This window comes from Glutamicibacter sp. AGC46 (assembly GCF_053543715.1).
The window spans coordinates 269021-287842 of the sequence record NZ_JBLVOJ010000025.1; the positions used below are offsets into that span (position 1 = coordinate 269021).

At 63.4% G+C, this 18822-nt stretch carries 19 protein-coding genes; 18 read left to right on the forward strand and 1 reads right to left on the reverse strand.

The window, feature by feature from the left end:
* The first annotated feature begins 62 nt into the window (after positions 1–62).
* From hisS to ACNPM8_RS16245, 4 genes are all read left to right on the forward strand, one after another.
* Positions 63–1385, forward strand: coding sequence for a histidine--tRNA ligase (gene hisS / locus ACNPM8_RS16230; protein ID WP_133833328.1), 1323 nt, complete (start codon positions 63–65; stop codon positions 1383–1385).
* An 89-nt stretch (positions 1386–1474) separates the two neighbouring features.
* Positions 1475–3274, forward strand: a complete 1800-nt coding sequence (gene aspS, locus ACNPM8_RS16235) for an aspartate--tRNA ligase (protein WP_388022106.1) — start codon at positions 1475–1477, stop codon at positions 3272–3274.
* Between the two features lie 165 nt (positions 3275–3439).
* Entirely contained in the window at positions 3440–4561 is a 1122-nt protein-coding gene (locus tag ACNPM8_RS16240) for a hypothetical protein (protein WP_146112899.1), read from the forward strand.
* Positions 4554–4883: a PadR family transcriptional regulator gene (locus ACNPM8_RS16245; RefSeq protein ID WP_105661361.1), complete on the forward strand. Its 330-nt coding sequence runs from the start codon at positions 4554–4556 to the stop codon at positions 4881–4883. The genes ACNPM8_RS16240 and ACNPM8_RS16245 overlap by 8 nt, the downstream gene beginning before the upstream one ends.
* On the opposite strand, the gene dtd is transcribed toward ACNPM8_RS16245, so the two are convergent.
* Positions 4880–5317 carry a D-aminoacyl-tRNA deacylase gene (gene dtd / locus ACNPM8_RS16250; protein WP_448940206.1) on the reverse strand — a complete coding sequence of 146 codons (438 nt, stop codon included), beginning with the start codon at positions 5315–5317 and terminating at the stop codon, positions 4880–4882. The two genes, ACNPM8_RS16245 and dtd, sit on opposite strands and share 4 nt — an antisense overlap.
* A 55-nt stretch (positions 5318–5372) precedes the next feature.
* Here dtd and ACNPM8_RS16255 point away from each other — a divergent pair, with 55 nt between their 5' ends.
* The 14 genes from ACNPM8_RS16255 (at position 5373) to nusB (ending at position 18484) form a co-directional block, all read left to right on the forward strand.
* Positions 5373–6779 (forward strand): replication-associated recombination protein A, encoded by a 1407-nt coding sequence (locus ACNPM8_RS16255; RefSeq protein ID WP_105661360.1) that lies wholly within the window; start codon positions 5373–5375, stop codon positions 6777–6779.
* Between the two features lie 184 nt (positions 6780–6963).
* Positions 6964–7590: a 30S ribosomal protein S4 gene (gene rpsD, locus ACNPM8_RS16260; RefSeq protein WP_105658291.1), complete on the forward strand. Its 627-nt coding sequence runs from the start codon at positions 6964–6966 to the stop codon at positions 7588–7590.
* A 125-nt stretch (positions 7591–7715) separates the two neighbouring features.
* Positions 7716–8087, forward strand: coding sequence for a DUF948 domain-containing protein (locus ACNPM8_RS16265; RefSeq protein ID WP_105658292.1), 372 nt, complete (start codon positions 7716–7718; stop codon positions 8085–8087).
* 80 nt (positions 8088–8167) lie between these two features.
* On the forward strand, positions 8168–8377 hold the full coding sequence (locus tag ACNPM8_RS16270) for a hypothetical protein (protein WP_105658293.1): 210 nt from the start codon (positions 8168–8170) through the stop codon (positions 8375–8377).
* Positions 8378–8396: 19 nt separating this feature from the next.
* Positions 8397–11087 (forward strand): alanine--tRNA ligase, encoded by a 2691-nt coding sequence (gene alaS / locus ACNPM8_RS16275; RefSeq protein WP_388022102.1) that lies wholly within the window; start codon positions 8397–8399, stop codon positions 11085–11087.
* Positions 11080–11553, forward strand: coding sequence for a Holliday junction resolvase RuvX (gene ruvX / locus ACNPM8_RS16280; RefSeq protein WP_219844133.1), 474 nt, complete (start codon positions 11080–11082; stop codon positions 11551–11553). Before alaS ends, ruvX begins: the two co-directional genes overlap by 8 nt.
* A 45-nt stretch (positions 11554–11598) precedes the next feature.
* Entirely contained in the window at positions 11599–13053 is a 1455-nt protein-coding gene (mltG, locus tag ACNPM8_RS16285; RefSeq protein ID WP_448940207.1) for an endolytic transglycosylase MltG, read from the forward strand.
* 73 nt (positions 13054–13126) lie between these two features.
* The gene (locus ACNPM8_RS16290; RefSeq protein WP_448940208.1) at positions 13127–13966 is read left to right on the forward strand and encodes a shikimate dehydrogenase family protein; all 840 of its coding nucleotides are present in this window, start codon (positions 13127–13129) and stop codon (positions 13964–13966) included.
* 29 nt (positions 13967–13995) lie between these two features.
* Positions 13996–15195, forward strand: a complete 1200-nt coding sequence (gene aroC, locus ACNPM8_RS16295; protein ID WP_448940209.1) for a chorismate synthase — start codon at positions 13996–13998, stop codon at positions 15193–15195.
* 13 nt (positions 15196–15208) lie between these two features.
* On the forward strand, positions 15209–15697 hold the full coding sequence (locus ACNPM8_RS16300; RefSeq protein WP_105658299.1) for a shikimate kinase: 489 nt from the start codon (positions 15209–15211) through the stop codon (positions 15695–15697).
* 79 nt (positions 15698–15776) lie between these two features.
* The gene (gene aroB, locus ACNPM8_RS16305; RefSeq protein WP_448940210.1) at positions 15777–16868 is read left to right on the forward strand and encodes a 3-dehydroquinate synthase; all 1092 of its coding nucleotides are present in this window, start codon (positions 15777–15779) and stop codon (positions 16866–16868) included.
* A gap of 4 nt (positions 16869–16872) precedes the next feature.
* On the forward strand, positions 16873–17403 hold the full coding sequence (locus tag ACNPM8_RS16310) for a tetratricopeptide repeat protein (protein ID WP_105658301.1): 531 nt from the start codon (positions 16873–16875) through the stop codon (positions 17401–17403).
* A gap of 110 nt (positions 17404–17513) precedes the next feature.
* Entirely contained in the window at positions 17514–18074 is a 561-nt protein-coding gene (efp, locus tag ACNPM8_RS16315; RefSeq protein ID WP_013349066.1) for an elongation factor P, read from the forward strand.
* Positions 18074–18484 carry a transcription antitermination factor NusB gene (gene nusB / locus ACNPM8_RS16320; protein WP_105658302.1) on the forward strand — a complete coding sequence of 137 codons (411 nt, stop codon included), beginning with the start codon at positions 18074–18076 and terminating at the stop codon, positions 18482–18484. Before efp ends, nusB begins: the two co-directional genes overlap by 1 nt.
* The last annotated feature ends 338 nt before the right edge of the window (positions 18485–18822 follow it).

The following is an 18822-nucleotide window of genomic DNA, read 5'->3' on the forward strand; positions in this document are numbered from 1 at the left end:
CAGGTTTCTCGGGTTTCGGGCTATAAGATGGGTAGGTAGCCCAATTTGCACTAAGGAGTTTCATGGCACGCAAGGCCTCACTATCAGGTTTCCCGGAATGGCTTCCCGCCGAACGGGCAGTTGAACAGCATGTGCTCGATACCTTGCGCCACGTCTTCGAACTGCATGGATTCGCCAACATCGAGACCCGTGCGGTGGAAACCCGAGCGCAACTTCTGCGCAAGGGCGAAATCGACAAGGAAGTCTACGGACTGTCACGGCTGGCCGCGGAGGATGAGAAGAACGATCCCAACGCGTTGGCCCTGCACTTCGACCTCACCGTGCCTTTCGCACGCTACGTGGTGGAGAACGCAGGCCACCTGGCCTTCCCCTTCCGCCGCTACCAGATGCAGAAGGTCTGGCGTGGCGAACGCCCGCAGGATGGCCGCTTCCGCGAATTCACCCAGGCCGACATCGATGTCGTGGGCGATGGCACCTTGCCCTTCAGCTACGACGTGGAGCTGGCGCTGACGATTGCCGACGCGCTTTCCGCCCTGCCGATCGGTGATTTCCGCCTGCGGGTGAATAACCGCAAGCTGGCCGAGGGCTTCTACCGCGGTCTGGGCCTGGAAGATCCGGATGCAGTCCTGCGCGCCATCGACAAGCTGGAAAAGATCGGCGATGATGCCGTCGCCAAGATCCTGGTCGAAGAAGTCGGCGCCACCGCGCAGCAGGCCGCCGCCGCCCTGGCCCTGGCCAAGATCCGCACCATGGACACGTCCTTCGTGGAGCAGGTCCGCGCACTGGGCGTCAGCCACGAACTGCTGGATACCGGCTTGGATGAGCTCTCGCAGGTCATCGATGCCGCATCCAAGCGCGCACCGGGCAAGGTCATGGCCGATTTGTCCATCGCCCGCGGGCTGGACTACTACACCGGCACCGTGTACGAAACCGTGCTGGTGGGCCACGAATCCCTGGGTTCGATCTGCTCGGGCGGGCGCTACGAATCGCTGGCTTCCAAGGGCAAGAAGAACTACCCGGGTGTGGGCTTGTCCATCGGCGTCACCCGCCTGGTCTCGCGCATCCTTGCAGAAGAGTCCGTGACCGCAAGCCGTTCGGTGCCTTCGGTGGTATATGTCACCTTGGCCAACGACGAGTCCTGGCACGAAGCGCAGGATGTAGCCTCGCAGCTGCGCGAGCGCGGCATCGCCTGCGAGGTAGCAGCCAGCGCGGAGAAGTTCGGCAAGCAGATCAAATTCGCTGATCGACGCGGGATTCCGTTCGTCTGGTTCACCCATGCCGATGGCGCCCACGAGGTCAAGGACATCCGTTCCGGCGAGCAGGTCGCCGCGGATCCGTCCACCTGGATGCCGGCCGAAGCGGACCTGAAGATCGCCATCAGCTAGTTCTCGGGCATGATCGCCCGCCCGCGCACCAATCACGGTGCACTAAACTTCATGGGAAGAAACTTTCCCAACCGACCGAAAGGATCGTAGTGCTACGCACTCATCAGCTGGGCGTCTTGAACGCCGAGCACATTGGACAGCAGGTCACACTCACCGGTTGGGTCGCGCGTCGCCGCGACCACGGTGGTGTCGCCTTCCTGGATTTGCGTGATGCTTCGGGCGTGGCCCAGGTCGTCGTGCGCGATGAAGAGGACTTCCATCCGCTGCGCAATGAGTTCGTGCTGCAGATTCTCGGCACCGTCGAGCGCCGCCCGGAGGGCAACGAGAACCCGAATCTGCCTACCGGGCAGATCGAGGTCATCGCTGAGACCGTGACCGTGCTGAACACCGCGGCCCCGCTGCCATTCCAGGTCGACGAGCACGTCGAGGTCGGCGAGGAAGCGCGCCTGCGCCACCGCTACCTGGACCTGCGCCGCCCGACCCCGGCCCGCAACATCCGCCTGCGCTCCGAGGCCAACCGCGTGGCACGCAACCTGCTGCACGACCAGGGCTACATCGAGATCGAAACCCCGACGCTGACCCGCTCCACCCCGGAAGGCGCCCGCGACTTCGTCGTGCCGGCCCGACTGACCCCGGGCAGCTGGTACGCCTTGCCCCAGTCCCCGCAGCTGTTCAAGCAGCTGCTGCAGGTCGGCGGCTTCGAGAAGTACTACCAGATCGCCCGCTGCTACCGCGATGAGGACTTCCGCGCGGACCGCCAGCCGGAGTTCACCCAGCTGGACATCGAAGCATCGTTCGTCGAGGAAGATGACATCATCGAGCTCGGCGAAAAGCTGGTCACCGAACTGTGGAACCTGATCGACGTGCAGGTCCCGACCCCGATCCGCCGCATGGCGTACTCGGAGGCCATGGCCAAGTACGGTTCGGACAAGCCGGACCTGCGCTTCGGCCTGGAACTGACCGAAATGACCGAGTACTTCGCGAACACCTCCTTCAAGGTCTTCCAGTCCGAGTACGTCGGCGCCGTGGTCATGCCTGGCGGCGCATCGCAGCCGCGCCGCACCCTGGATGCCTGGCAGGAATTCGCCAAGCAGCGCGGTGCCAAGGGCCTTGCCTACGTGCTGATCAAGGAAGATGGCGAGCTGGCTGGCCCAGTGGCCAAGAACCTGTCCGAGGAAGAGAAGGCCGGACTGGCCGCAGCTACCGGCGCAGCCGCCGGAGACTGCATCTTCTTCTCCGCCGGCAAGAAGAACGAATCCCGCGCACTGCTCGGTTCGGTCCGTGTCGAGATCGGCCACCGCACCGGACTGATCAAGGAAGGCGACTGGGCCTTCGTCTGGATCGTCGACGCACCGATGTTCGAAGCTGCCTCCGACGCTGTCGCCTCGGGCGACGTAGCCGTGGGCGCTGGCGCTTGGACTGCTGTGCACCACGCGTTCACCAGCCCCAAGCCGGAGTTCATGGAAACCTTCGACACCGATCCTGCATCGGCCCTGTCCTACGCCTACGACATTGTCTGCAACGGCAACGAAATCGGAGGCGGTTCGATCCGTATCCACCAGCGCGACGTCCAGGAGCGCGTCTTCAAGCTCATGGGCGTAACCCAGGAGCAGGCTGACACCCAGTTCGGCTTCCTGCTCGAGGGCTTCAAGTACGGCGCCCCACCGCATGGCGGCATCGCCCTGGGTTGGGACCGCGTGCTGCAGCTGCTGACCAACTCGGAGTCCATCCGCGACGTCATCGCCTTCCCGAAGACCGGTGGCGGTTTCGATCCGCTGACCGCGGCTCCTGCGCCAATCACCCCGCAGCAGCGCAAGGAAGCCGGCATCGACTTCAAGCCTGAGAAGAAGAAGGCCGAAGAGACCGAAGCCAAGGCTGAAGCCAAGTAGGTTCACGCAGCTTCGTAACGCCGGATGGAACGCTTGAATGCGTTCCATCCGGCTTCTTTTTAACCTGGAATTAGCTCTTTTGGTGGACTATGAGTATTTTTAATACTAGGTTTGTTTTTGACTTAGTTTGCAGAACCAGTTCTCACGACCACTTTGGAGCGATACGTGCCAGCAGAAGAACCACACGATATCATCGAACGTTACCCAGAAGCGGACCAGGAATGGGCTAAAACCTTTTTCGCTTCAATGGTGTGGAACGACCTCACCAATGCGCAGGTGGCGCTCGAACTGGACCGCACCCTGAGCATGGTTCGCGATAGCGGGCAGCGGGCCGAGGAACTCTTTGGCCATTCGGGCGAATATGGTGCGACGCGGGCTCAATGTCTATTGACGCCAGAGCAGCGCGCGGACGCGGAACTTCCCGTCGAATCAAGTACTGCGCTATTGGCGGTTGTTGGGATGCTTGTTGGCCTGCTGTGCACTGGATTTGGAATCTGGATCGGGTTCCGCGATGGGTGGACCTCGAGTTCGTGGCACTACTGGCAGCTTTCTGCTCTAACTGCCGGGGCAGGGATCGCACTATCGGGATACCTGTGGTGGTTTAACCGATTGAAGGGGAAATTCGGCCTGTCCTGGATACTGGGACCGGTAGGTATCCTCGTGTCGGTTGGAGCTGCCGCTCTAATCGTGCAGATAGGAGGAAGCAATAATCTGCTGCCCCTGCCAAATTGGTTAGCTCCAATTCTTGGCGCAGGGCTGGTGGTTGCTTGCTTCTATCTGATGCCTGCCTATAAAGCGCAGAAAGCCGCTGGCGGGCAACAAATCCTTCTCGGCACCGACGAGTGGTTCGCGGAAACCACCAGACTGCTGCGCGGACGCTACGGCATGAGTCACAAGGAAGCCAATGAGTCGCTGAGTACTGCGCGAGAACATCTCGATGATGCGGCGACCCGAGGCGAAAAAGCTGACCCAAACCTTGAATTCGGAACGCCCAATGAATTCGTGATTGGGCTGGCAGTGAACACCGAAAAGGCGCTCAAGCGTCGTTGGCTTCTACGCCGCATGGCCACCTTGACCGTAGTCGCTTTATTCGCGGTCGGCGCGGTCGCTGGCCTGATGGATCCAGCGCGAAATGGCGGGGATATTTTCTTTGGGGTCGCAGTGCTGGTGTTTGCCGCGGTGAGCGTTTACGAGCTGCGTCCGGCTGACCGCAAGGCCTACGTCCAAGAGAAGCTCAAGGAACGAGCAGCCAATGCCCGGGCACTGCAGGAGCGCGACGATGACTAAGCCCGAAGGCTTTCCGGGTAGCTGGCAACGCGCCATGTTGCCGATGCTCTTACTCGCCGAACTCTCGGCTGGCCAGGCCCACGGTTATGCACTGGCGAAATCCCTGCAGGAACGCGGTTTCGGGCCGATCAAGGGAGCCACGCTCTACCCCGCATTGGCCAAACTCGAGGCCTCGGGTTTTGTTGAAACCCGCTGGGAAGAAGGCCAAGGTGGCCCGGGGCGAAAGGTCTACGAACTCTCCGCCACCGGACGGGTGGAACTAGCCGAGCAACGAGCCAGCTTCGACCAACTGACCCAACTGGTACAGAGCACCGGCCGCTAGGGTAGGTCTGCCGAGTCTACGATCATCGTGAACGGTCCGGTATTCGTTAGCGAGACATTCATCATCGCGCCAAATACACCGGTCTGAACGCTCGCACCCAATTCGCGCAGGTGCTCCACGAAGTAGTCGTACAACGGTTCGCTGATAGGACCGGGCGCCGCATTGGACCAGGATGGGCGACGGCCCTTGCGCACCGAACCGTACAGGGTGAACTGGCTGATCACTAGCAGTGGTGCATTCACCCCGGCGGCGGAGGTTTCATCCTCCATGATCCGCAGCTGCCAGATCTTTTCGGCCACCTTGCGTGCGGTCGCCTGATCATCCTCATGGGTCACCCCAAGTAGGATCACCAAACCGGGGGAGTCGAGCTGGCCGACAATCTGCCCTTCAACCTCAACATGGGCGGTGGCAGCGACCTGGACGACAGCGCGCATATGACGGACCTTTCAAAAGACGGTGGGGCCTCCAGAATATCGGTAGGCTTAGGGGGTGAGCGATTTGTTCGATTCCCTGTCCGATGAGCCACGCGATGCGCGTGAGCCCCAAGTCAACCGGCCCCGTCCGCCACTGGCGGTGCGCATGCGCCCGAAGACCTTGGATGAGCTCGTCGGCCAACAACACCTGCTAGGCCCGGGGTCACCCTTGCGACAGCTGGCCGAAAACCCTGAAACCGGGTTGGCTGGACCTGCCAGTGTGATCCTCTATGGCCCTCCGGGAATTGGCAAAACCACCATCGCGCACGTGATCGCCCGCGCCACCGACCGTAAATTCGTGGAACTTTCGGCCATCACGGCCGGTGTCAAAGATGTCCGGCGAGTCATCGAACAGGCCAAGGATGACCGCGATCTGCGCGGGATTACCACCGTGCTCTTCCTCGACGAGATCCACCGCTTCAACAAGGCCCAGCAGGACGCACTGCTGCCCGGCGTGGAAAACCGTGTCGTCGTTCTGGTAGCTGCGACGACGGAAAATCCCTCCTTCTCGGTGATCTCGCCGCTGCTTTCGCGCTCTTTGCTGCTGACCTTGCGTCCGCTGACCGACGGCGACCTGTCCACCTTGCTCGAGCGCGCTGTGGCCGACGAGCGGGGTTTCGACGGCCAGGTGCTCCTCAAGGAGGAGCAGCGCGACGCCATTGTCCGCCTGGCCCAGGGCGATGCCCGACGCTCGCTGACCGTGCTGGAAGCAGCCGGCGCGGTGGCTTGGAACGCCGCGGGCGCCGGCATCGATCCGCCGGTGCTGATTACGGACGACCATGTGCAGCTGGCCATGGACCAGGCGGTCCAGCGCTACGACAAGGATGGCGACCAGCACTACGACATCATCTCCGCGTTCATCAAGTCCATTCGTGGCTCTGATGTGGACGCGGCCCTGCATTACCTGGCGCGCATGCTCTCTGCGGGGGAGGACCCCCGCTTCATTGCCCGCCGCCTGATGATCTCGGCCTCGGAGGATATCGGCATGGCCGATCCCACCGCACTTCCCGTTGCCGTAGCAGCCGCTCAATCGGTGCAGCTCACCGGCATGCCGGAAGCACGGATCATGCTCGGGCAGGCAACGGTTCATCTGGCTACGGCCCCGAAGTCCAACGCTTCATACAATGCGATCAACGCCGCCCTGGCCGACGTATCCGAAGGCAAGGGTTCGCTGGTTCCCGACCACCTGCGTGACGCGCACTATCCCGGCGCCAAGCAGCTGGGCCATGGCGTGGGCTACATCTACGCCCATGATGCTCCGCACTCCATCGCAACCCAGCAGTACCTGCCCGATGATCTGGTGGGCACCGACTACTACACGCCGACCAATAACGGTGCGGAAAAAACCATAGGGTCCCGCCTGTCCCGTTTGCGTGAAATCATCCGGGGCAAGGATCCGCAGCGCTCCAAGGGCAAGCGCTGATTGTGCGCTAAGCCTCAGCGAAAGCTGCTGCCGTTTCGTGTAAACTTGATCTTTGGCTGGCAAGCCTTGTCCCGCATTCGAGTCATCGAGCGTGGAGGCAGGGTTGAAGTGAAGCAGGGACGCGACGCCCACACACTCTCCCACCTGGAGGCCAGTAGATACCGTCGCTAATCGAAAGGGACACATTATGGCTAACGCCCGTGCCCGCCGCACCGTACGCCTTTCGCGTGCGCTCGGCCTTGCATTGACTCCAAAAGCTGAAAAGTACATGGAGCGCCGTCCATACGGTCCAGGCCAGCACGGCCGCGCCCGTAAGAAGCAGGACAGCGACTACGCAGTACGTCTGCGCGAAAAGCAGCGTTTGCGTGCCCAGTACGGCATCCGCGAAGCTCAGATGCTGAGCGCCTTCAAGGAAGCTAAGCGCCTCGGCGGCGAAACCGGCGGTAACCTGCTGGCTCTGCTCGAGTCCCGTCTGGATGCCCTGGTTCTGCGTGCAGGCTTCGCCCGCACCATCCAGCAGGCCCGCCAGATGGTTGTTCACCGCCACATCCTGGTCAACGGCCAGCGTGTAGACCGTCCGTCCTTCAAGGTACAGCCGGGTCAGCTGATCCACGTACACGAGAAGAGCGAGAAGATGGTTCCATTCCAGATGGCTGCAGCAGGTGAGCACTCGAAGGTGCTGCCAGCCGCTCCTGCTTACCTGGACGTAAAGCTGGAAGCCCTCCAGGCTACCTTCGTGCGCACCCCAGAGCGCACCGAAATCCCAGTGACCTGCGAAGAGAACCTCGTGGTCGAGTACTACGCACGCTAAATCCGTGCGCTAGTTCCAAGCCCGCAACCGGAAACGGTTGCGGGCTTGTCGCTTAACTACCTATCTGGGCTCTGACTTCGATAAGGTGGACTGGCACCAAAAACCCAAAGCAGAAGAGGAAGCACATGTCGGGTTCGGATATTGCAGGGCTCATCGCCGCCGGCGCGTTTGTTGTACTAGTTGTGCTGCTGGCAGTGCCGATCATGAAGTTGGGCAAGGTGTTCGACGAGCTGCGCAAATCGATCAAGGACCTGGCCGACGGAACCACTCCGCTGATCGGCGAAGTCGCCAACACCGTGGCGACCACCAACGACCAGCTCAAGAAGGTCGATGCCATCACCAGCAACGTTTCTGACACCACCGCCAATGTGTCCGCGCTGTCCTCGCTGGTAGCAGCCACCGTTGGCAAACCGCTGATCAAGGTTGCCGCGTTCACCGAAGGCGTGAAGGTCGCGATGAACACCAAGCCAAGCGGCAAGGCTCGCCGCAGCCGCTAAGCAAGCAACGCTGTTTGATCGAACACGTATCGGCGCGCTGAATAGGATACGGCCAACTGGTGGCCGCCAAGGAGACTAGAATGAAAAAGCTCTTGTGGGTTTCGATTGGAGTGGGCGTTGGCGTGCTCGCGTCCAAGAAATACGCTGAAGTTTCATCCGGGGCGGCGCTAAACCGCCAGGTCGGCAAGTACACCGACCGCGCCTCGGAATATTGGGAAGCCTTCCGCCAAGGAATGAGCTCCCGCGAAGAAGAATTACGTTCCGCCTTGGGCGTGGACGCCGCTAAGTGAAGGGATCATCCGTAACACGATGAAAACGCAGGAAATTGCCCGTCGTTGGGTCGACTTTTTCGTCTCGAAGGGCCATACGGCGGTACCTAGTGCCTCGCTGGTCTCGGCCGACCCTTCGCTGTTGTTCACGGTGGCCGGCATGGTCCCGTTCATCCCTTACCTCACCGCGCGCGAAGAGCCCCCGTACTCCCGTGCGACCTCCGTGCAGAAGTGCATCCGCACCGGCGATATCGAAGAAGTGGGCAAGACCGCGCGTCACGGCACCTTCTTCCAGATGTGCGGCAACTTCTCCTTCGGCGACTACTTCAAGAACGAAGCCATCCACTTCGCCTGGGAGCTGCTGACCAGCTCCGTCGAAGACGGAGGCTACGGCCTGGACAAGGAACGCCTGTGGGTCACCGTCTACGAAGACGGAGACGAGAAGGACCTTGAAGCCCGCCGCATCTGGGAAGAAGAGATCGGCATGCCTACCGAGCGCGTTGTAGGCACCGGCAAGGAAGACAACTACTGGAATACCGGCCAGCCCGGCCCCGGCGGTCCATGCTCCGAGATCTACTACGACCGCGGCCCCGCCTACGGTGTCGAGGGCGGCCCAGCGGTCGACGAGACCCGCTACGTGGAAATCTGGAACCTCGTGTTCATGCAGTACCGACTCTCCGCGGTACGTTCCAAGACCGACTTCGATGTGGCCGGCGAACTGCCCAAGCGCAACATCGATACCGGCCTGGGCCTGGAACGACTAGCCATGATCCTGCAGGGCGTCGAGAACATGTACGAGACCGACCAGGTCCGTCCGGTGCTCGACAAGGCCGCCGAGCTTGCCGGCGTCACCTACACCTCCACAGAGGATCCAGCCGACCCGAACCACGCCACCGACGTGCGCCTGCGCATGATCGCGGACCACATCCGCTCCTCGCTGATGCTGATCTCCGACCAGGTCACCCCGGGCAATGAAGGTCGCGGCTATGTGCTGCGCCGGCTGATCCGCCGCGCCGTGCGCGCAATGCGCCTGATGGGCGTGGACACCGAGGTGCTCCCCGAGCTGCTCCCGGTATCGCGCGACGCCATGAAGGGCGTCTACCCCGAGGTGGAGGCCGATTTCGAGCGCATTGCCCGCATCGCCTACGCCGAGGAGCGCGCTTTCCGCCGCACCATCGCTTCGGGCACCACGCGCCTGGACGAGGCACTGGGCCACGCCAAGGAGGAAGGCAAGAACCTCTCCGGCGATGACGCCTTCACCCTGCACGACACCTTCGGCTTCCCGATCGACCTCACCTTGGAGATCGCCGCCGAAGCAGGCCTGTCCGTGGACGAGTCGCGTTTCCGCGAACTGATGAACGAGCAGCGCACCCGCGCCCAGAAGGACGCCAAGGCCAAGAAGGCCGGCCACGCCGACCTTTCGGTGTACACCCAGCTGGCCGAGGCCGGCAACGTGCACTTCACCGGCTATGACACCCTCGAAGGCGAATCCTCCATCCGCGGCATCATCCGCGATGGCCAGGTTGTGCCATTCGCCGAGCAGGGCCAGGAAATCGACCTGGTGCTCAACGAAACCCCGTTCTATGCCGAGTCCGGCGGCCAGGCAGGCGACAGCGGCCTGATCACCGGCGACGGCTTCGTGCTGGAAGTCACCGACGTGCAGGCCCCGGTCAAGGGCCTGAACGTGCACAAGGTCATCGTGCGCGAAGGCGAATTGCCAGCCGAAGCACTGGTTCGCACCCAGGTCGACGCGGTGCGCCGCCGCTCCGGCGAGCAGGCGCACTCCGCCACCCACCTGGTGCACGCCGCGCTGCGCGAGCTGCTTGGCCCAACGGCCACCCAGGCCGGTTCCTTCAACAAGGCCGGCTACCTGCGCTTCGACTTCTCCTGGGCCGAGGCGCTCTCCGCCGCGGCACGCAGCGAAGTCGAGGAGGTAGTGAACCTGGCCATCGCCTCGAACTACCAGGTCGTCACCAATGAGATGGCGCTGTCCGAGGCGAAGAAGCTGGGCGCCATGAGCCTGTTCGGGGAGAAGTACTCCAACGACGTGCGCGTGGTCGAGATGAACGGCGACTGGTCGCGCGAGCTGTGCGGCGGTACCCACGTGGACACCACCGCGCGCATCGGCCAGCTGACCTTGCTCTCGGAGGCTTCGGTCGGTTCGGGCAATCGCCGCGTCGAGGCCCTGGTCGGCATGGAAGCCTTCCGCCACGGAGCCGCCGAGCGCGCCCTGGTTTCCGAGCTCTCGGGCCTGTTCCGCGTTCCATCCAGCCAGGTGTCCGAGCGCGTCAACGACACCGTTGCCAAGCTGAAGGCCGCCGAGAAGCAGATCGCCGAGCTCAAGAGCCAGGCCATGCTGGCCCAGTCCGCAGCGCTGCTGCAGAAGGTCGCCACCATCGGCAGCACCCGACTGCTGGCCCACAACGCCGGGCAGATCGACTCGGCTGACGCCCTGCGCACCATGGCACTGGACCTGCGCGCCAAGCTGGGTTCCGAAGCCGCAGTCATCGTGCTGATCGGCGTGGCCAACGGCCGCCCGCTGGTGCTGGCTGTGACCAACGACGAGGCCCGCGCCAACGGCTTCAAGGCCGGCGCGCTGGTGCGCACCGCTACCGGCGTGCTCGGCGGCGGAGGCGGCGGCAAGGACGATATGGCACAGGGCGGTGGCCAGGACGCATCGAAGATCGATGACGCACTGGCTGCAATCCAGGCGGCACTGGCCAATGGCTAATGCCGCTCTCGGCGTCGACGTGGGCCTGGCCCGCGTCGGCGTCGCCGCATCTGATCCCTCCGGAATCCTCGCCACTCCGGTGATGACCCTGCGCCGGGATGCGAAGAAGAACTCGGATCTGCGGATGCTTCTGCGCATCATTGCCGATCGCGGCGTCACCGAGGTATTCATCGGGGAGCCGAAATCACTGGCTGGCAACGCGACCGAATCCACTAAAATGGCACGTGACTACGCGATTGCCTTGGCCCAGGAAGCTGCAAGCGCTAATATCGAGCTTGAGGTTTTCATGGTCGACGAACGCCTGAGCACCGTGAACGCGCATCGCTCGTTGCACGCCTCGGGCAAGAAGATGGAAGATCACCGCAAGGTAGTCGACCAGGTCGCGGCCACTGAGATCTTGCAGCAAGTGCTGGAAATGCGACGCAACAATGTGCGCGTACAAGCCAGCCGGATTGTGCTGCGCTAGCCCACAACAGCTAGGGCACCACAAAGACCCGAGAGATGAGAGTTGATGCGAGAAGAAGCCCGCCATGAACGGCAACGCGAAACGCATCGCGCGCTATACGAACGCTTTGCCGCCGGCACTGGCTTGCCGATCGAACAACCCTCAGAACCGGAACTGACCGGCACCGGGGATTACCGCCAATCGCTGGCGGCGGCCGAGGACAGCTGGCAGGAGCCCGCAGACCAGGAAGCCCCGGACGGGGAAGGAACCGACACCAGGTTCCTCCCCGCCCAGGCAGCCGCCTCCTCCGATGCGCCAGCATTTGCCGGGCACGAGGATGCCGCCCAGGAGCACTACCCGGAAGAGCCCGAAGCCGCGCAGCAGTCCGCGGTGCTCAGCGGCGATCCCCACGATGACCAAGCTGCCCAGGCCGCCGCCGCCGGCAAGGCCCAGCGGCGCAAGCGCACCAAGCGCAAGCGCAACCTGGTCATGCTGGCCACCGTGCTGATCTTCGCACTGGTGGTCGCCGGCTCGGTCTACTTCGTCAAGTCCGTGCTCAAGCAGTTCAACCCGGACGACTATCCAGGCCCAGGCGGCGCCGCGGTGGAATTCACCGTGGAAGATGGCTGGGGCTTGAAGATCATTTCGCGCAAGCTCGAGGAGCTCGATGTCGTCTCCAGCGACGGCCTGTTCACCGACGCCGTCGCGGACTCCGAAGCGCAGAGCAAGCTGATCCACCCCGGCACCTACCTGCTCAAGAAGCAGATGCCAGCGGCCGACGCGGCAGATATCCTCGTGAACCAGCGTCCGGACAAGGTCTTCTACATCGGGCTAAAGGCCAATATGCGCCTGGACGCGGCGATCAAGGAGATTGCCAAGGGCTCGGGACTGGCGGAAAAGGATCTGCAGGCGCTGGCCAAGAAGCCGCAGCAATTCGGCCTGCCTGCCTCGGTGCCGAGCCTCGAAGGCTGGCTGCACCCGGGGGAGTACCGCTTCCCGCTGAACGCCGACGCCGAAGAAGTCCTGGGCGAACTGGTCAAGGCCACCAAGGCTTCCCTGGAGCAGGCCGGCATCACCGACCTCGAAGAGGGCTACCGCACCCTGAAGGTCGCCTCGATCCTGCAGGCCGAGGCACGCACCCCGGACTACGCCACGGTCGCCGGCGCGATCGAGAACCGCCTGGACCCGGGCAACCGCGAAACCCACGGGCTGCTGCAGGTCGACTCCTCGGTGATCTACGGGCTGGACCGCTACTCGCTGCAGTTCAGCGCCCAGGAGAAGCAGGACGCGTCGAACAAGTACAACACCTATGTGCACACCGGCCTGCCGCCAACCCCCTTGGGCTCGCCGGCGAATTCTGCGATCGAGGCTGCTGCCCATCCGGAAAGCAACGGCTACTACTACTGGGTGACGGTCAACATCGAAACCGGTGAAACCAAATTCGCCTCGACCTACGCTGAGCACCGGCAGAACCAGGCAGAATTCCGCGCCTGGTGCAACCAGAATCCAGGAGTCTGCTAGCGCGGATTCCCGTGCTTGCCAGCCGCACTGCTGCCGCTGTGCGGGCAGCCACAAGCAGAAAGTCCATGAAGCCATGAAGCAGGCAGCCGTTCTCGGCCACCCCATCAGCCACTCCAAGTCGCCGGTGCTGCACCGCGCCGCCTACCAGCTGCTCGGCGTGCCGATCAGCTACAGCGCGATCGATCTGGAACCGGGGGATGCTGCCGGGCACGCGGCCGAGCTGCGCGCAGGAAACTGGGCGGGCTGCTCGGTCACCATGCCGCTGAAGGATGCGTTCGTGCCGCAGATGGATGAGCTGTCCGCCCGCGTGCAACGCCTTGGTGCGCTGAACACCGTGGTGGTCCGCGAAGACGGCACCCTCTACGGGGAAAACACCGACATCGAGGGCCTGGTCCAGGCCCTGGCGGATTTCGGGCTCGCCCGCAGCGCGCAAGCGATGGTCCTGGGTTCGGGCAACACCGCGCTGGCCGCCATCGAGGCCGCCGCAGAAATCGGCGCCCGGCAGCTGACGCTGGTGGTGCGCGCAGCCTCCCGTGCCACCCGCGCTGTCGAATTGGCCCGCGAGCTCGGGATGGAAACGTCCGTCCACGAGATTTCGGGCATCGGCCAGGAGCTGGCCGCCACGCTCAACGAGATTCCGCTGGTCTTCTCCACCCTGCCGCCGCACGCGGCCGATGACTGGGTGCCGGCGATCGGCGCAGGCACCGGAATCCTGCTGGATGTCGCCTACGATCCGTGGCCTTCGGCCTTGGCCCGGGCCTGGCAGGGAACCGTGATCAGCGGGCTGCATATGCTGGTGCACCAGGCGGTGGAACAAGTGCGGCTCTTCAGCGCCGATGCATGGGAGGAATCGCGTCGCATGGACGTCACAAATGCGATGTATGACTCTTTGGGTCTGGCCCGACACCAGTAATCAGTTCGTGCCATGGCAAAATAGATGACATGTTGCGTTGGTTGACCGCGGGCGAATCGCATGGCCCGGCACTTGTTGGAATTCTCGAAGGACTACCCGCCGGAGTATCGGTGGATAGCGAAGCAGTGCGAGAGGCACTGGCGCGCCGACGCCTCGGCTATGGCCGCGGCGCGCGCATGAAGTTTGAAAAGGACCAGGTCACCTTCCTTGGAGGTGTCCGCCATGGCAAGACCCAGGGCGGCCCGGTAGCCATTGAAATCGGCAACACCGAATGGCCCAAGTGGGAACGCGTGATGAACGCTGATCCGGTGGACCTGGATGAACTGGCCTCGATGGCGCGCAATGCGCCACTGACCCGGCCGCGGCCGGGGCACGCCGATTTCACCGGCATGCAGAAGTACGGCTTCGAGGACGCCCGCCCGATCCTGGAGCGCGCCAGCGCCCGCGAGACCGCGGCCCGTGTCGCCTTGGGCACCGTGGCTTCCCGTTTCCTGAACGACTTGGGCATCCAGCTCGTTTCGCACACCACCGCCGTCGGCTCCGTGGCTGCCCCAGCCGATGCGCCGCTTCCCACGGCCGCCGACGTTGCGGCGCTGGATAACGACCCGCTGCGCTGCTTCCACCAGGAAACCAGCGAGGCGATGGTCGCCGAAGTCGATGACGCGCACAAGGCAGGGGAGACCCTGGGCGGCGTCGTCGAGGTCCTGGCCTACAACCTGCCTCCGGGCATCGGCTCCTACGTGCACTGGGACCGCCGCCTGGACGCACGCCTGGCCGCGGCCCTGATGGGCATCCAGGCCATCAAGGGCGTGGAGGTCGGCGACGGCTTCGCCACGGCCGCCCGACGCGGCGCGGCCGCCCACGACGAGATCGTGCACGCCGAAGACGGCAGCATCAAGCGCAACTCGAACCGCGCCGGCGGCATCGAGGGCGGCATGAGCATCGGCGAGGTGCTGCGCGTGCGCGCCGGCATGAAGCCGATCGCCACCGTGCCCCGGGCCCTGCGCACCGTGGACACCGCCACCGGCGAGGACACCACCGCGCACCACCAGCGTTCGGATGTCTGTGCGGTGCCGGCAGCCGGCGTCGTGGCAGAAGCAATGGTCGCCCTGGTGCTCGCCCAGTCCCTGCTGGAGAAGTTCGGCGGCGACTCGGTGGCCGAAACCAAGCGCAATATCGAGTCCTACCTGGCGAACATCCCGGGCAACCTGGGTTCGACCGGCGTCTAGGAAGCGCGCTTCAATGATCTACCTCATTGGTCCGATGGCCAGTGGCAAGTCCACCGTGGGCAAGTCACTGGCCACGGCCCTTTCTACGAGCTTTGCGGATTCGGACGCGGCCATTGTCGCCCACCATGGAACCATCGCGCAGATCTTCGCCGAGCACGGCGAAGCGCATTTCCGCGACCTGGAAGTCCAGGCGCTGTGCCGGCTGCGCACCGGCGTGGTCGCCACCGGGGGAGGCGCAGTGCTGCGCGAAGAGAACCAGCAGCTGCTTTCGCGCGGGACGGTGATCTACCTGGAGCTGGGTGAACAGGCCGCCGCCGAGCGCATCAAGGGCGACGGGCACCGCCCGCTGCTGGCTGGTGACCAAGCCCTCAACAGCTGGATCTCCGTTTACGAAAAACGCCGCCCCATCTACGAAATGCTCGCTGACGTGCACGTTCTGGTGGATGGAAAGTCCGTTCCGCAAATTATCGACGAGCTTTTGCCGCAGCTGGACGCCCTGTGATTAGCCTCACGAGATGCAACTTCTGGCCGAACGCACGCGTACGCTAGAAAAATCACCACCATCAGGAGGAACTAGACTGATGCCTATCGCACCGACCACTCTGAAGGTCACCGGAAGCACCCCAGGGGAGTCATACCCTGTCATGGTCGGCAACGGCCTGCTGGGCCACTTGCCCGAACTGCTTGGCCCCGCGGTCAAGAAGGTCCTGGTCATCCACCCGCGGGCCCTGCGCGCCACCGGCGACGTCGTGCGCGACGAACTGGCGAAGTCCGGCCTGGAAGCATTGACCGCAGAGATTCCGGACGCCGAAGAGGGCAAGCACATCCAGGTCGCCTCCTTCTGCTGGGAAGTGCTGGGCAAGAACGATTTCACCCGTTCCGATGCCGTGATCTCCGTAGGCGGCGGCGCCGTCACCGACGTCGCTGGTTTTGTCGCAGCCACCTGGCTGCGCGGCGTGAAGGTCATCCATATCCCTACCTCGCTGCTGGCCATGGTCGACGCTGCCGTAGGCGGCAAGACCGGGATCAACACCGCCGAAGGCAAGAACCTGGTTGGCGCCTTCCACCCGCCAGCAGGCGTGCTCGCCGATCTGGACGCGCTGGCCACCTTGCCGAAGAACGAGCTGGTGACCGGCATGGCCGAGATCGTCAAGTGCGGATTCATCGCCGACGAGCGCATCCTGGAACTGATCGAAGAAGATCCGGCCGATGCCATCGACCCGGCCAGCGACCGCTTGCGCGAACTGGTCGAGCGCACCATCGCCGTGAAGGTCGACGTGGTATCCCGCGACCTGAAGGAAGCCGGCGACCGCGAATTCCTGAACTACGGCCACACCCTGGCCCACTCCATCGAGCTGTCCGAACGCTACCAGATGCGCCATGGTGCCGCCGTGTCCATCGGGCTGGCCTTCGCCGCCGAATTGGGCCGCTCGGTAGGGTACACCTCTGACGCGGTGGCCGATCGCCACGTCGCGATCCTCAAGTCCCTTGGCCTGCCGACCACCTACCGCAATGACCGCTGGGCTGCACTGCTCGATGGCATGAAGCGCGACAAGAAGGCCCGCGGCAGCCAGCTGCGCTTCGTCGTGCTGGAAGAAATCGGCAAGCCGCGCATCTACGAAGTCCCCGATAACTCGCTGCTCTTCGCCGCCTACCAGGAAATCGGGGAGTAACTACATGGTCGACTACACCGCATACGCCATTGACGTCGCATCGGTAAACCGCGAAGGTGTCGGCACCGCCGTAGAGGGCGTGCTGATCGACCCCCAAACGCTGAAGCCCTACATCGCCGACGAGGCCGCGGCCGAGCAGCAGCTGCTGGTCGGTTCCCCTACCGACCAGGTCATGGTACTGCTGGCGCGTGGGGAGCTGGTGAAAGCCGGCGAGCTGATCGCTGAATCGCGTTTCGTGGATCCAACCAACGCCCACCTGCGTGTGCTGGACACCGAGCTGACCCGCATGCAGGGCGACTTCGATCGCGCGATCAACCGACTGCGCAAGCTGGCCGAGGAATTCGCCGGCACCGCATACGAGCCGCTGATCCACCACCACGCTGGCCTGTCCTTCTTCGCGAAGGGCGATTTCAAGGCGGCGGCAACCCGTTTCCGCAAGGCCCTGGATCTGCGCATCGCGCTGGACGACGACGCGTACCTGGTCAACGCCGCAAGCACCTGCATGCAAATTGCCGAGGAGCGCGCCGCGCAGTAATGCGCGCCACCGTGTGAAACCCTTTGTACCGCATGGTGCGTAGGGTAAACTTGGAGATGGATTTTTGATAATGCCGGCGCTAGCTGGCGAAAATAGAGGATTGAGGAACCGTGGCGGATACAACTGACATCAAGAATGGACAGGTCATCAAGATCGATGGCCAGCTTTGGACCATCATTGACTTCCAGCACGTCAAGCCAGGCAAGGGCGGCGCATTCGTTCGCACCAAGATGCGCAACGTCATGTCCGGGAAGGTCTTGGACAAGACCTACAACGCTGGCACCAAGATCGAGCTGGCCACCGTTGACCGCCGCGACTACCAGTACCTCTACCAGGATGGCGAAGACTACGTCTTCATGAACCTGGAAGATTACGACCAGATCACCGTGTCCGGCACCACCGTTGGTGATGCAGCAGGCTTCCTGCTGGAGAACCAGGAACTGACCATCGCCATGTACGATGGCAGCCCACTGTACCTGGAACTGCCAGCTTCGGTCATCCTGGAAATCACCTACACCGAGCCAGGCCTGCAGGGCGACCGCTCGTCGGCTGGCACCAAGCCGGCAACCCTGGAAACCGGCAAGGAAATCCAGGTTCCGCTGTTCGTTGAGCAGAACACCAAGGTCAAGGTCGACACCCGCACCGGCGACTACCTGGGTCGTGTCAACTAGTGAGAGCCCGCGCCAAAGCCCGTCGCCGAGCTCTTGAGTTCCTGTTCGAAGCCGAAGCCCGCGATGTCAATCCGCTGGCCGTAGCCATCGCACGACGGGAAAACTCGGATATCGTACTCAACGAGTACTCGCTGACGATCATCGAAGGCGTTACCGCACACCTGGACCGCATTGACGAAGTTCTCGAGAGCTACGTCAAGGACTGGACCATCGAGCGCATGCCAGCGGTTGACCGCAGCGCACTGCGCATCGGCGTGTGGGAGCTGCTTTACAACGATGACGTTCCCGATGCAGTAGCCGTGGCTGAAGCCGTGGTGAACGTCCGGGAATTGTCCACCGATGAATCGCCGGAGTTCGTCAATGGCGTTTTGGGTCGCATCCAGAGCGTCAAGGACACCCTGGTCGACTAATTCGATCCTCATCATTCCGAGCCCGGGCCGGATCCCCTTTCACGGGGTTCCGGCCCGGGCTTTTTTGCGTTAAGCCGTTGCCTGGCGCGGCTCGGCCCCGGGCAGGATCACAGCGAAGCAGGCGGAGCGGGTCCGGCAGGGGAGCGGGCCACCTGCACGGCAACCGGCTGGCCACGGGCTCGAATGCCGGGGGCTGGATGCTTTGCTGCTGGCTAGGCGCTCGGTCCTGCCATCCACGCTCGGACTGCTTGTCCTGCCGCACCATCCGGGTGAAGGGAGCGGGTCTGGCGTACCTGGATCTCCCGGGCTGATCCGGCGGGCTGGAACTCGGGTCCGCC